This is a genomic window from Streptomyces sp. NPDC127129 (assembly GCF_042671585.1).
Lineage (GTDB): Bacteria > Actinomycetota > Actinomycetes > Streptomycetales > Streptomycetaceae > Streptomyces.
Genome location: NZ_JBHXTV010000025.1, coordinates 40,679 through 54,350 on the forward strand (window position 1 = coordinate 40,679; position 13,672 = coordinate 54,350).

Below are 13,672 nucleotides of genomic sequence, written 5' to 3' on the forward strand. Positions count from 1 at the left end.
GGGCCGGCCCGCCCCCGGGACGGGTCTTTGCCTCAGGAAGGTTGAGTACGGACACTCAGGCCGGGGGGCCGCCGTCCTTCGTAGCCTCCGGCGTATGAACAGTCATCAGGCCGTCGCGGACGGCCCCCTCCGTATCGGGATCACCGGGGTCGGCGCGTGCCTGCCCGATCGGGTCATGGATTCGGAGCGGCTGCGGCAGCGGGTCATGGCCGGCAGTGGGATGGCGCTGCCCGCCGGGGTGTTCGAGCGGGCCACCGGGATCGTGACCCGGCGTGTGGCGGGGCCGGGCGAGTACGCCTCCACGCTGGCGGTGGGGGCCGCCCGGCAGGCCCTCGCGCGGGCCGGGGCCGAGCCGCAGGACATCGATCTGCTGGTCTTCGCCTCCGCCACGCGTGACATGGTCGAACCGGCCACCGCGCACATCGTTCAGGCCGAACTGGGCTCCAGGGCCCATGCGTTGGACGTCACCAACGCCTGCAACAGCTTCGTCAACGGCATCGACCTGGCCCGGGGCATGATCCTGGCCGGGCGGGCCCGGCGGGCCCTCGTCGTCACCGGTGAGACGCCGAGCCGTGCCGTGCGCCACGACCCGTCGGACCCGGCCCAGTTCCGGGACGGGTTCGCCGGCTACACGTTCGGCGACGCGGGCGCCGCGGTGGTCCTGGAGGCGGTGGACCGCGGCGGGATCCTCGACGTGGACACCGAGACGCACTCCGAACACTGGCCGGTGGGCGGGATATTCGGCGGCGGCTCGCAGCATCCGCGCGGCGACGAGCACACCTACTTCCGGGGAGACGGCAGCGAGCTGCGCGAGGTGTTCGAGAAGGTGGGCACCTCGGTCGTCGATAGGGTGCTGCACCGTACGGGGCTCGAGTGGCGCCACTTCCGGTACGTCCTGGTCCACCAGGTCACCGTGCCGTACCTGGAGCGGTTCGTGGAGATCACCGGCGTTCCGGAGGACCGGCTCGTCGTCACCGTCCCCGAGCTCGGGAACATCGCGAGCGCGACGCTGGGGGTCCAGCTCGACCGGGTCCAGGACGGGCTGCGCAGCGGCGACCGGGTGCTGTTCGTCGGCCTCGGCGGCGGCGTCAGCATCATGACGATGGTCTGGGAGAAGGCGTGAACGACGCACTGTGGGTCGTGGTGCCCGCCCACCAGGAGGCCGCGCGCATCGGCGCCACGCTCGACGCGCTCGCGGCCCAGTCCGACCGCGACTTCCAGCTGGTCGTGGTGGACAACGCGTCGGAGGACGAGACCGCGGCCATCGCCCGCGCGTTCGCGCGGCGGGCGCCGTTCCCCGTCCATGTGCTCGACGAGCGGGACAAGGGCGTGGGGTGCGCCGTGGACACCGGGTTCCGGTACGCGATCGGGCACGGGGCCGCGCTGCTGGCCCGTACGGACGCCGACTGCCTTCCCCACCCCGGCTGGACGGCCGCCGCCCGGGCCGCGCTGCGCGGAGGCGCGGGGCTGGTGTGCGGCCGGATCGACGCCCGCAGGGACGAACACGGGCCGGTGGGGCGCGCCCTGTTCCGTACCCTCGTCCGCGTCGCCGCGTTCTTCGGCCGGATACGGCCCGCCCACCGGCGGCGGCACGGCTTTCTCGCGCCGTACCGGATGCACGCGGGCAACAACATGGCCATCACCGCGCGGCTGTACGAGGCCGTCGGAGGGATGCCGCGCCGCCCCTCCCCCACCGACCGGCTCTTCCTGAACCGGGTGCGGCGGCGCACCACGGCCATCGTGCACGCCCGCGACATGGTCGTGGAGAACTCCACCCGTCGCCTGCGCGCGTACGGAATCGTCGGAACCGCCCGCTGGTACCTGGACAGAGGACCCGGGCGGCACGGGGAGGACCCTCGCTGATGCTCGACGCTCTCGCCCACTCGCTGCGGTCGGACCCCGGCCGCCCGGCCGTGCTCGGCACGACCCGGTCCGGCGCCGTCCGGACGAAGGCCACCTGCGGGGAGCTCGCCGGCCTCGCTGACCGGTACGCCTCCGCGCTGCACGCGCGGGGTCTGCGGCGCGGCGACACGGTCGGGGTCGCCGTACGGCCCGGGCCGCGCGCGCTCGCCGTGATGCTGGCCGTGCACCGGCTCGGGCTGCGGGCGGCCGTGCTCGACCCGGGCGCCGGCCCCGACGTGCTGCGGGCCCGCCTCGCGCTGGCCCGCCCGTCCGTGGTGCTCGCCGACGCGGCCGCCCAGGCGGTCGCCGGCTGGGCGCGGCCGATCGCCCGCCGGGCCCGGCTCGCGCTTCCGGACCTCGCGGAGCTGGGCGGGCCGGTGGCCACGGTCGGACGCCGGCTGCCGGGGTGCGCACCGGCGTTGGAGGCGGTGTCCGGGACGTCGGTCCTGCCGCGTCCGGTGGACGAGGACGGGGACGCGGTGATCGTCTTCACCTCGGGCACGACCTCGCGCCCGCGCGCGGTGGTGCACACGCGTGCGTCGCTCGCCGCCGGCATGGCGACGGTCACCGATCTCGTCCGTCCGAAGCCGGGGCTTCCCGTGCTCGGCGGTACGTTCTTCGTCCTCGTGCCGTCGCTCGCGAGCGGCGCGCCGGTCGCGCTGCCCGCGCGGTCACCGCGCGTGCTGGCCCGCCAGATGCGCCGGCTCGCCCCGCAGGCCACCTATCTGACACCACCTCAGCTGAGGGCGGCGCTGGCCGCGGACGCGCGCTTCGGCGGCCGCGTGTACACCGGTTCCGCGCCGGCGAGCGCCGAGCTGCTCACGCGGGTACGGCACGCCGGGGCGGACGAGGCGTGGGGGGTGTACGCGCTGACCGAGCTGTTCCCGGCCGCCGCCGTCGAGCAGGCGGAGAAGGCGGCGTTCCCTGACGACGGCGATCTGGTGGGCGCGCCGCTGCCCGGAGTGACGGCGCGGACCGGGCCGGACGGCGAGCTGCTGCTGTCCGGGCCGGGGGCCCGGGACCGCTACCTCGGCGAGGAGCCCGACCCCTGGGTCCGTACCGGCGACCGGGGGCTGCTCGACGCGCGAGGCCGGATCGTGCTCGCGGGGCGCTGCAAGGACATGGTCCTGAGGGGGGCGGAGAACATCTACCCGGGTCTCTACGAGCCGGCGCTGCACGTGCCCGGTGTCGAAATCGCCCTCCTGGTGGGCGTCCCGGCCGGTGACGGCGACGAGCGCCTGGTCGCCGTGGTCCAGCCGCGCCGCGAGGCCGACCGCGCCGATGTCCGGGCGGCGCTGGCGGGACCGCTGCGGCGCATGGGCACCGCCCGCCCGGACGCCCTCCTCCTCGCCGACATTCCGCTGTCCGGCCGCTCGTTGAAGCCGGACCGCGCGGCGACGGCCAGGCTGGCGGCGGAACGTCCGGCGGAGCCGGTCCGATGACGGCGGCGAGGGGTACGGCCGGTCCGGACACCGGTGCGGCGCCCGGGACCGGCGCGACGGCGGTCGGGCGGGCGGGGGTGCGGGCGGCGTCCGGGACCGACGCGTCGCCCCGACCGGCGACTGCCCCGCAGGCCGCGCCGGGCGACGTGCTCGCCAGGGCGTCCGGCGGGGCGGCGTCCGGAGCCTGTCCGAGGCCGGACGGGGCGGAGTCCGGAGGCTGTCCGGTGTCGGGCGGTACTGCCGCTCTGCGGCGGGCGCGACGGCGCGACCGGCAGGTGTACGTGCGGGCGCACCCTCTGCTGTTCGCCCTGCTCGGGGTGGTCCGCCGGAGGGCGGTGACGCGGCTCGGGCGGGCGGTGCTGGTGAGCGGTACGGAGCCGTACCGCGAGGCCCTCACCAGGATCCCGCTGGACCGTGCGGCCGCCGGCACGACCGGGGGCGCCGCACGCGAACTCTCCGGTGGGGGAACCCTGTTCGACCAGGAGGGCGGCGACCACCGCGACACCCGCCGCGCCGTCGCCGGGGACCTGGGCGCCGCCGGTGTGGAGCGGCTGCGCCCCGTGTGGCGGGCCGTGCTCGTCCGCCGTCTCGCCCCGCTCGCGGCCGGGCGCCCCGTGGACCTCGTCCCGCTGGCCCGGGAACTCGCCGGTGCGACCGTCCGGGCCCTCCTGGGGTCCCGCGCCGACGCCTCGGTCCTCGCCGAAGCGGCGGCCGATGCCGCGGCCGCCGCCGTCCGCGACCACCTGCCCGGCCCCCGGCCGCCGGGGTCGTCCCGCGCGGCAGCGAGGGCCACGGCACGGCTGGAGGCGCTCCTGGCCGACGGGCCCGGGGAGCCGACGGCCCCGCAGGCACTGCGCGCCATGATCGCCGTCGCGGCCGTCAACACCACCGTCGCCGCGGTGCCGCGGGCCGTCGCGTGGTGTGCCGACGGCGGTCTGTGGGAGCAGGCGGCCGACGAGCGGCTGCGGCCCGCGCTCGTCGACGAGCTGCTGCGCGTCACCGCGCCGTCCCCGCTGCTGCCGCGCGTGGCGGCCGCCGACGCCGTGCTCGACGGCTGCCCGGTGAAGGCCGGGGACCGGCTCGTGCTGGTGGCGCGGCATGCCGTGGGAGCCGACCGCGAACCACCGGACGCCCTCCGGCCCGCCCCGCCCGCCGTCGCCCGGCTGGTCTTCGGTGCCGGTCCGCACGCCTGCCCCGGAGCGCGGCTCGCCCTGGCGCAGCTCGACGACGTCCTGGCCGCCCTCGCCCCGTACCGTCCGACCGTCCTCGACGCCCGTGTGGACCGGCGCGCGGCCCTGCCGGGCTGGCGCCGGCTGACCGTGCGCGCGACGGCCGCCGCCCGCCCCCTCACGGAGGACCCCGCATGATCACGATCGCCGTCACCGGAGCGAGCGGCTTCTGCGGTTCCCATGTCGCCACCCTCGCCGCCGCGCGGGGCGCCGGCGTCCTCTGCGTGGGGCGCCGGCCCGGGCCGGTCGGACGGCACGTCCGGTGGGACGCCGAGGCCGGACCGCCCGACCTCGGCGGGGCCGACGTCGTCGTGCACTGCGCGGCGGCGGTCGGCGACCCCGTGCCCGGTTCGGCGGCCGAGACGACGATGCGGGCCGTGAACGTCGACGGCACCGCCCGGCTCATGGAGGCGGCGGCGGGCCGCCCGGTGGTCTGGGTGAGCAGCGCCAGTGTGTACGCGCCGGGTCCGGGCCGGGACCGGATCACCGAGGACCATCCGGTGCGCGGGCAGCTGAACGCCTACGGCCGGACGAAGGCGGCGGGCGAGGCCCTCGCGCTCGCGGCCGGGGCGGTGGTCCTCCGGCCGCGCGCGGTCTACGGGCCCGGCGACCCGCACCTCGTGCCCCGCCTCCTCGCGCGCGTGCGCGGCGGCCGGGTGCTGCTGCCCGGTCCCGACGTCGTCCTGAGCCTGACGGCCGTCGAGAACCTGGCCGACGCGGCCCTGAGCGCCGCCGGCTGGCTCCCGGGCGCGTACAACATCGCCGACCCCGTGCCGTACCGCCGCGACGAGGCGATCGGGACGGTCCTGCGGGCCCACGGCGTACGCGCCCGGATCCATCACCTGCCTCTGCCGCTGGCCCGCGGGGCCGCGAGGGCGGCCGAGGCCGTGGCGCGCCTTCGTCCGGGCGCCGAACCTCCGTTGACCCGGTATGCCGTGGATCAGCTCGCGCACCGCGTCGTCCTGGACGTCACCAGGGCGGAGGGCCAGGGCTGGCGGGCCGCCCGTACCCTCGCCGACTACGCGGCGGCACACCGGGCCTGAGGCACGCGCCGCGCCAGGAGCGCGGCAACAGGACATGCCCCATCACCTGAGGTATGCCTTTCCCATGGATGCCCGCCGACGCGACGCCGCACCCCGCCTCTCCCGGCGCGGCGGCCGGCTGCTGCTCACGGCGTCGTTCGCGCTGATCGCGGCGGTCACCGTGGTGGACGTCCTGGCTCCGCCCGAGGTGCATCTGGGACCGTTCCTGATCGCCGCGCCGGCGGTGACGGCCTCGTTCGCGGGGCCGCGCATGACGGCGTTCGTCGGCGCTGTCGCCGTTCTCGCGCAGTCGCTGGTGGCGATCCTGCGGACGAGCCTGACGGACCTGAACCACACGTACCAGATCGTGGCGCTGGTGCTGATCACGGTCATCGTCACGTTCTTCGCCTACCTGCGCGAGCAGGACGAGATCCGGGTGTCGCGGCTGCGGTCGATCGCCCAGGCCGCGCAGAGCGTCGTCCTGCGCCCGCTGCCGCACCGCGCGGGCCCGCTCCACATCGCGTCCGTCTACCTCGCGGCCGAGGAGGAGGCGCAGATGGGCGGTGACCTCTACGCGGCCGCCCGGACGGCCACGGGGACCCGGCTGCTGATCGGGGACGCCCGGGGAAAGGGGCTCGACGCGATCAGCGAGGCGTCGCTCGTCCTGGGCGCGTTCCGGGTCACGGCCCGGCAGGAGACCGAGCTGCCGGCGCTGGTCGGGCATCTGGAGGCGGGCGTGGGGTCGGCCGAGGCGCCGCAGGCCGTGGCGGCGCCCGGGGCCGGCGCCGACGAGCCGGCCGACGACGCCGACGAGGCCTTCGTCACCGCGCTGGTCCTCGACATCCCCGACCGTGAGCCGGTGGTACGGCTCGTGAACTGCGGTCACCCGCCGCCGCTGCTGTTGCGGCAGGGGCGGGTCGTCTCCCTCGACACCCCCGACGCGAGCCCGCCCCTGGGACTCGCGGACGTGCTCTCCCCCGACGTCACCGTGGCGACCTTCCCCTTCGACGTCGGCGACGTGCTCCTGCTCTACACCGACGGGGTCATCGAGGCCCGCGACCGGTCGCGGGCCTTCTACCCGCTCACGGAGCGGCTCGCGGCCTGGGTCGGGGACGACCCGCCGACTCTGCTCGGCCGCCTGCGGGACGACCTCCGCACGTACGCGGGCGGCCATCTCGGCGACGACGCGGCGCTCGTCGCGGTCGAGCGTCTCGCCCCGAAGCCGTAGCCTGGTCGTAGTCGTAGCCCCCGGCAGCAGCTCCAGGCCGCGCGTGATCCGGAACCTGGCGGGCAGACGCGGGCCGACGGTCCCCGCCCCCGCCCGAAGGAGCGCGCGATGCCGGCGGACGCGAGTTTCGGCACGTCGTACTGGATGCGGGGCACCGCCCCTCCGGACCGTCCTGCTCTCGCCGAGGACCTCACGGCCGACGTCGTCGTCATCGGCGGCGGCATCGCGGGCGTCTGCACCGCGCACGAGCTCGTCCGCGCGGGGCGCGAGGTCGTGCTCCTGGAGGCCGACCGCATCGGAGGCGGCGTCACCGGTCACACCACCGGGAAGCTGACCGCGCTGCACGGCCTCACCTACGCCCGGATCCGCGACACCCACGGCTTCCTCGCCGCCGCCCGGTACGCCCGCGCCCAACAGGAGGCCCTGGAGCACGTCGTCCGCCTCTGCGAGGAGACGGGCGCCGACGCCGAGCTGGAGCGGGCACCCGCCTACACGTACGTCACCGACGCCCGGCGCGCCGACGAGATCCGCTCCGAGGCGGCGGCCGCCCTGGAGGCGGGTCTCGACACGGCGTACGTGACGGAGACCGAACTCCCCTTCCCGGTGGCCGCGGCGGTACGTCTCGACGACCAGCTGCTCTTCCACCCCCGCCGCTTCCTGCTCGCGCTCGCCGAGGATCTCGTCGCCCGCGGCGGCAGGGTCCACGAGCACACGCGCGTCACCGAGCTGCGGGAGCACGCGGACTGCCGGATCACCACCGAGGCCGGTCACACGGTCCACGCGCGGGACGTCGTCGTGGCGACCCATTTCCCGCTGACGGTGCACAGCTCGCTGCTGACCAGGCTGACGGTGCGGCGCGAACTCGTGGTGGCGGCCCCGGTGCCGACGGCCCAGGCTCCGCATGGCATGTATCTCACGCCGGAGGACCGCACCCGCTCGGTGCGCACCGCGCCGTACGACGACGGCCACCGGCTGCTGATCGTGACCGGAGAGGCCTTCGAACCCGGCACGGATCACACCGGCGAGCGTCTCGAACGGCTCGCGGGCTGGGCGCGCCGGATCTTCCCGGGGTTCGGCGGGGCCGGGACGGTGTACCGGTGGGCCGCGCAGGACGTGCGGTCGGCGGACCACCTCCCGTACGTCGGCCATGAGCACCCGGACACGCAGCACGTCTTCGTGGCCACGGGGTTCGGCGGCTGGGGGATGAGCAACGGGGTGATGGCGGGACGACTGCTCGCCGCCCATGTGACCGGGGGGCCGCGTCCGGACTGGACCGAGCTCTTCGACCCGCGCCGCACGCTGCCGCTGAGGGAGTACCCCGACGTCGTCAGGGCTCAGGCCTCGGTCGCCCGCCACTACCTCGTCGCCCGTCCCCCTCGCTGTACCCACATGGGCTGTGAACTCGGGTTCAACGAGCTGGAGGACACCTGGGAGTGCCCCTGCCACGGCTCTCGCTTCGCGGCGTCCGACGGCCGCGTGCTGCAGGGGCCGGCGACCGGCCCCCTGGAGATTCCGGAGCGCGGGGACCGGCCCTGACCGCCCCGCGCTCCGTGAGCGTGACGACCCGTTCCCGGGACGCTTCCCGGTGTGAAATCGTACGGGGGCGCGGCGCCACGCCCGGCGGCCGGGCGGCGCGTCACATGGACATCGGAGAGCGGCACATGGGGCATCTGAAGCAGAGCCGGCTGATCACCACCCGCGAGCGGCTGCGCGACCAGGTGGCGCACGCTCTGCGGGCGGCTCTGATCTCCGGCGAGCTGCAGCCGGGCGCGGTGTACTCGGCGCCGGGCCTGGCCGAGGACTTCGGCATCTCCGCGACGCCGGTGCGCGAGGCGATGCTCGACCTCGCCCGCGAGGGCCTGGTCGAGCCGGTACGCAACAAGGGCTTCCGGGTCACGGAGGTCGACGAGCGCGACCTCGACCAGTACACGGACATCCGTCTGCTCATCGAGGTGCCGACCGTGGGCCGGGTGACGCTCACGGCCGACCGCGAGGAGTTGCGGGCGCTCCGTCCCATCGCCGAGGAGATCGTGGCGGCGGCCCGTGCCCACGACCTCATCGGCTACCTGGAGTCGGACCGCCGTTTCCATCTCACCCTGCTCGGGCTCTCGGGCAACGCGCGCCTGGTGGAGACCGTCGGCGACCTGCGCAAGCGGTCCCGGCTCTACGGGCTGACGGCGCTGGACGAGCGCGGTGAGCTGCTGCCGTCCGCCGAGGAGCATCTGGAGCTGCTCGACCTGATGCTGGCGGGGGACGCGAAGGGGGCGGAGGGGTGCATGGTCCGGCATCTCAGCCATGTGCGCTCGCTGTGGGCGCGGGACGAGTCCGGCGCGGGGAGCGCTTGCGGCGCGGACGCGCGAGCCGGCGGGCCGCGCGCCGGACGACGCTGACCGCGGCGAGGGAGTCGCGGCGAGGGCGTCCGGGGCCGGTCCCCGGAGGAGGTCAGGGCGTGTAGGAGGTCTCGGTCCAGACCGTCTTGCCCCGCTCCGTCCAGCGGACGCCCCAGCGGTCGGACAGCTCCCCGGAGATGAAGATGCCGCGACCGCCCTCGTCGGCCGCGCGGGCCCGGCGCAGATGCGGCGCGGCCGTCCCCGTGTCGGAGATCTCGCAGGTCACCGTGTGATCCGCGGAGTTGCGGATGATCCGCAGGTGGATCGGTGGGATGCCGTGGCGGATCGCGTTGGTCACGAGTTCGCTGACGATGAGTTCGACGGCGAAGGCCGTCTCCCGCAGTCCCCATTCCCGGAGCAGGCGGACGGCCCGGCGGCGGGCGTCGGAGACGGCGTTCAGCGCGGGGGTGATCTCCCAGCTCGCGACGTCCTCCGCGTCGAGGGCCCGGGTACGGGCGACGAGGACGGCCGCCTGGTCGAGCGGCAGGTCGTGGAGGTCCGATGCGCTGAGCGGCCGGGGCGGGTCCGCACCGGCCAGCCGGGCGCGCAGCGCGGCCAGCTCCGGGTCGTCGGGATCGGCCCGGCCGGAGAGCATGACGAAGGTGCTGCCCGGTGGCGCGGGGATCTCGTCGGCGGTGAACGGCGGCCCTTCCCCGCCCAGCGCGGTGGCCTCCTCCAGGAGACCGCTCTACCCGCTTCCGCCGGGGTGGCCGACGAGGACGGTCTGATCACCGGCGCGGGCGATCGCGCAGGTCTCGGTGACCGGATCGTGCACCGCGTACACGCATCGGGCCGTCAGCGGTCCGCCCGTACCGGCGGCCGAGCGTTCCTCGCCGAGGCGGCGGGTGGTGTCGTCCAGTCGTGCGAGCAGGTCGTGCGGATCGAGGTCGAGGGTGGACAACACCTGGACGGCCGACCGGAGCTGGACCATGGCCGCCATGGCCTCCGGTCCGACGCCGGCGACATGGCCGACCGTCAGGGCGACTCGGCTGGCGGACAGCGGGATGACGTCGAACCAGGCGCCGGTGCCGAGGCCGGTGGGGAGGTAGCGGTGTGCCGTCTCCATCGCGCCTCGCCCGGTGCGGCCGCCCCGGACGAGGTTGCCCTTGAGGGCGAGAGCCACCGCGTGGTCGTGTTCGTAGCGCCGCGCGTTGTCGACGCAGACGGCGGTGTGCGCGGCGAGATCCGCCGCGAGCCGCAGATCGTCCTCCTCGAAGGGGTCGGGCCTGCGCGGCCGGGAGAGACGGGCGACGCCGAGGAGGACGCCGCGCGCGGTGAGGGGCACGACGAGGGTGGGCCCGGCCCCGTCCGGCTCCTCGACGTACGGAGCGGACCCTCGTGCGTCGCAGTCGGGCGGGTCCTGGGCGGAACCCACCTCGGGCGCCTCGTCGTTCTCGGGAGGCCACCCGGCGACGCAGCGCAGCGTCGCGTCCCCCGATGCCGCGTCCGTGCCGGGGCTCTGGAGCTCCGCGGAGGTGAGGGCAACGGTGGCGACATCGGCGAAGGTGGGCACGACGGCCCGGACGAGTTCCCGGGCGCACTGTACGGGGTCCAGACGGAGCCCCATCCGTGCGTGGACGCGGTGCAGCACGGCCAGGCGGTCGCGGGCCCGGTCGCGAGCGGTGACGTCGACGGAGGAGGCGACGAGGCCGAGAGGGCGGCCGAGGTCGTCCTCGAGCCGGAAGACGGAGACGGAGAAGACGTGCTCGCGTGCGGGATCCACGAGGGGGTAGCCCGCGACCCGCTGTTCGAAGAGGGGCACACCCGAGGCCAAGACCTCACGGAGGGCGTCCTCCATCCCTCCCGAGCCGAAGCGGGAGTAGACCTCGGAGAACGGCCGGCCGACGATGTCCCGCTCGGAGGTCCCGCGCATCCCGGCGGCCGCCGAGTTGATCCGGAGGACGCGCATGTCGGCGTCGAGCACGTGCAGGCCGACCGGGGACTGGGTGAAGACGGCGTCGAGGACCCCGGACCGGATCCCCCCGGGGAGCGGACCGGCGGGCCACAGACCCCAGCGGCCGGGAGGGTCCCCCTCCCCCACGGGGCCGACCGTCACCCCCTCGGTCAGGTCCTTGACGTCGACGAGCGCGAGCAGTTCGGTCACGGAGCGGCCGAGGATGGCGGCCCGCTCGACGCCCAGGAGGCGTTCGGCCGCCCGGGTCCAGACGACGACCAGACCGGACTCGTCGAAGACGGCGACGGCTTCCCGATCGGGCACACCACGCAGCCCGGAGGCTTCCCGTCCCTCGGGGCCCGCGGTCACCTCGTGGGGTTGCTGCCCGGCTCGTTCCTCACGCTCTGCCATCGCGCCTCGCACTCGGCGTCGACTGACGTCGGCCGGCGGGCATGCGCCGGCGGACATCCGCGGTCGTCGAGGCAGCCTAACCCTCGGCGCGGACCGGGGCATCCCGGCCGCGGCGGGCCCACGACAGCCAGCACATTCGACCGAAACGTCCGATAATAGGCCTCATGGCCCGTAAGGAATCAGCGCCTCATCCGCCCCCGACCGTGACCGTCAAGGGCCGGGACATGCGGCTGCGCACGATCGGTTTCCTGGTACTCGCGGCGCTCGCCATCTGGTTCATCGCCGCGAACACCGGCTCGGTCACGATCCGCCTGTGGATCCCGGAGGTCACACTGCCGCTCTGGAGCGTCCTCACGGTCACGCTGCTCGTGGGGATCGTCCTCGGCCTGTTCATCGCCCGTCGGCGCGCCCGGCGCTGACCGGCACCCGCATGGGCGGCAGGGGCCCGAGGCTGGAGCCCGGCGAGGCGCTCACGGCGAACGGCGTGGGCTGTTTCGCATGGGATCCGGCCAGCGGGCGCCTGGCCCTGGACGCGGTCGCCCGGACGGTGTTCGATCTGCTCCCGGAAGAGCTCACCGGCCGCGCCGACGATCTGCGCCCGCGGATCCACCCGGCGGACTGGGCGCTGCTCTCCGGCCTCTCGGCGGATCTCCTGGCCGGCCGGCGCGACACGTACAGCGCCTTCTTCCGCGTGCTTCCCCGGGACGGGCGCAGCCGCTGGACGCACGCCCGGGGCAGCGTCGTCCGGGAGCCCCGGGGCGGCGGGATCCGGGTCGTGGGGGTGGTCGGGGACGCCACGCCGGACCTGGCGCACTCCGCGTTGCGGCTGCCGGGCGAGGAGGCTCAGGATCCGCTGCGCGCTCTGGGCGAGGGCGCGCTCGCGCTCGCCCGGGCCATGAGCGTGCGCGAGGTCTCCGCGGTCCTCGGCGACGAGGTGGGTCTGCGCCCGCTCGGCGCGAAGGCGATGTCGCTCGGGGTGCTGGAGCAGGGGCGCCTTCAGATGGTCCGCACCGTCCTCGCCCCGGACGCGGCCGGGTTCCCGCGGAAGTCGCGGCTCGCGGACTCCTGGCCGTTGAACGACGCCGTACGCACGAGCAGTCCGCTCTTCTTCACCTCGGTCCACGCCTTCCTCGACCGCTATCCACGGCTGGCCCGCCATCGGCACGGTTTCGAGGCGACGGCCGGCGCGTTCCTGCCGCTGGTCGACGACGGGGATCCGCTCGGCGCCCTGGGCATCTTCTACGACGACCGGTCCGTCTTCACCCTCGCGGACCACACCCTGATGAAGGCCTGGGCGAAGGCGGTCGCCCGGGCGGTGCACCGCGTGCTGGCGCTCGACCGGTCGCGGGAGATCGCTTCGGGTCTGCAGAACTCCATGCTGCCCCGCCGGATCCCGGTGACGCCCGGGGGCCGGATCGCGGTGCGCTACCGGACCGCGCGCCAGGGGGTACGGGTCGGTGGCGACTGGTACGACGCGGTGGTGCTGCCCGACGGGGGCCTGGGGCTCGCGATCGGTGACGTGCAGGGGCACGACATCGAGGCCGCGGCGCTCATGGGCCAGGTGCGCGTCGCGATGACCGCGTACGCGGCGGAGGGCCACGGGTGCGACAGCGTCCTGGGGAAGGCGTCGGCGTTCCTCGCCGACCTGGACGCCGACCGCTTCGCGACCTGCGCCTATCTCCGGGTCGCGCTCGCCACGGGCGAGGTGCGCGCGGCGAACGCGGGCCATCCGCCGCCGCTGCTCCGCCACGCGGACGGCACCGTCGAATGCCTGCGCCTCGCGGGCGGCCCGCCGCTGGGACTCCCCTCGGCCTGGGGGCTCGCCGCGTATCCGTACACGACGGCTCATCTGGCGCCGGGCGAGACACTGCTGCTCTACTCCGACGGGCTGGTCGAGAAGCCGGGTGAGGACTTCGACGTCGGGCTCTCGCGGCTGGCCGCCGCCTTCTCCGCCGGACCGCCCGACCTGGAGGAGCTGGCCGACCACCTCCTCGGCTCCCTCGCGGGCGGACCGCTCGCGGAGGACGACGCGGCGCTGCTGATGCTGCGCCGGGACGGCACCGACATCCTCACCTAGACGGCCCGCCCCAGACCCGCGCCCCACCTCTTTGGTTCGATTCGGGACCAATCAAATCCGCACGAACCGCTGACCTT

12 protein-coding genes are annotated in these 13,672 nt (G+C 75.4%); 10 read left to right on the plus strand and 2 right to left on the minus strand.

Annotation, left to right across the window (positions count from 1 at the left end):
• Positions 1-94 precede the first annotated feature (94 nt).
• From ACFVGW_RS34330 to ACFVGW_RS34365, 8 genes are all read left to right on the plus strand, one after another.
• Positions 95-1,123, plus strand: a complete 1,029-nt coding sequence (locus ACFVGW_RS34330) for a 3-oxoacyl-ACP synthase III family protein (protein ID WP_385854740.1) — start codon at positions 95-97, stop codon at positions 1,121-1,123.
• Positions 1,120-1,863 carry a glycosyltransferase gene (locus ACFVGW_RS34335; protein WP_385854741.1) on the plus strand — a complete coding sequence of 248 codons (744 nt, stop codon included), beginning with the start codon at positions 1,120-1,122 and terminating at the stop codon, positions 1,861-1,863. The genes ACFVGW_RS34330 and ACFVGW_RS34335 overlap by 4 nt, the downstream gene beginning before the upstream one ends.
• The gene (locus ACFVGW_RS34340) at positions 1,863-3,344 is read left to right on the plus strand and encodes a class I adenylate-forming enzyme family protein (RefSeq protein WP_385854742.1); all 1,482 of its coding nucleotides are present in this window, start codon (positions 1,863-1,865) and stop codon (positions 3,342-3,344) included. Before ACFVGW_RS34335 ends, ACFVGW_RS34340 begins: the two co-directional genes overlap by 1 nt.
• Positions 3,341-4,711, plus strand: coding sequence for a cytochrome P450 (locus tag ACFVGW_RS34345; protein WP_385854743.1), 1,371 nt, complete (start codon positions 3,341-3,343; stop codon positions 4,709-4,711). Before ACFVGW_RS34340 ends, ACFVGW_RS34345 begins: the two co-directional genes overlap by 4 nt.
• On the plus strand, positions 4,708-5,616 hold the full coding sequence (locus tag ACFVGW_RS34350) for an NAD-dependent epimerase/dehydratase family protein (protein ID WP_385854744.1): 909 nt from the start codon (positions 4,708-4,710) through the stop codon (positions 5,614-5,616). Before ACFVGW_RS34345 ends, ACFVGW_RS34350 begins: the two co-directional genes overlap by 4 nt.
• A gap of 64 nt (positions 5,617-5,680) precedes the next feature.
• Positions 5,681-6,823, plus strand: coding sequence for a PP2C family protein-serine/threonine phosphatase (locus tag ACFVGW_RS34355; protein WP_385854745.1), 1,143 nt, complete (start codon positions 5,681-5,683; stop codon positions 6,821-6,823).
• Between the two features lie 108 nt (positions 6,824-6,931).
• On the plus strand, positions 6,932-8,359 hold the full coding sequence (locus ACFVGW_RS34360; RefSeq protein ID WP_385854746.1) for an FAD-dependent oxidoreductase: 1,428 nt from the start codon (positions 6,932-6,934) through the stop codon (positions 8,357-8,359).
• Positions 8,360-8,484: 125 nt separating this feature from the next.
• Positions 8,485-9,213, plus strand: a complete 729-nt coding sequence (locus tag ACFVGW_RS34365; protein ID WP_385854762.1) for a GntR family transcriptional regulator — start codon at positions 8,485-8,487, stop codon at positions 9,211-9,213.
• A gap of 52 nt (positions 9,214-9,265) precedes the next feature.
• Here ACFVGW_RS34365 and ACFVGW_RS34370 read toward each other — a convergent pair whose 3' ends face one another.
• Both ACFVGW_RS34370 and ACFVGW_RS34375 read right to left on the minus strand, forming a co-directional pair.
• Positions 9,266-9,808, minus strand: a complete 543-nt coding sequence (locus tag ACFVGW_RS34370) for an ATP-binding protein (protein ID WP_385854747.1) — start codon at positions 9,806-9,808, stop codon at positions 9,266-9,268.
• 93 nt (positions 9,809-9,901) lie between these two features.
• Positions 9,902-11,518, minus strand: a complete 1,617-nt coding sequence (locus tag ACFVGW_RS34375) for a PAS domain-containing protein (RefSeq protein WP_385854748.1) — start codon at positions 11,516-11,518, stop codon at positions 9,902-9,904.
• Between the two features lie 164 nt (positions 11,519-11,682).
• Between ACFVGW_RS34375 and ACFVGW_RS34380 the strand changes: the two genes are divergently transcribed.
• Together ACFVGW_RS34380 and ACFVGW_RS34385 are read left to right on the plus strand one after the other, a co-directional pair.
• Positions 11,683-11,937 carry a LapA family protein gene (locus tag ACFVGW_RS34380; protein WP_385854749.1) on the plus strand — a complete coding sequence of 85 codons (255 nt, stop codon included), beginning with the start codon at positions 11,683-11,685 and terminating at the stop codon, positions 11,935-11,937.
• 11 nt (positions 11,938-11,948) lie between these two features.
• Positions 11,949-13,595 carry a SpoIIE family protein phosphatase gene (locus tag ACFVGW_RS34385; protein ID WP_385854750.1) on the plus strand — a complete coding sequence of 549 codons (1,647 nt, stop codon included), beginning with the start codon at positions 11,949-11,951 and terminating at the stop codon, positions 13,593-13,595.
• Positions 13,596-13,672: the final 77 nt, after the last annotated feature.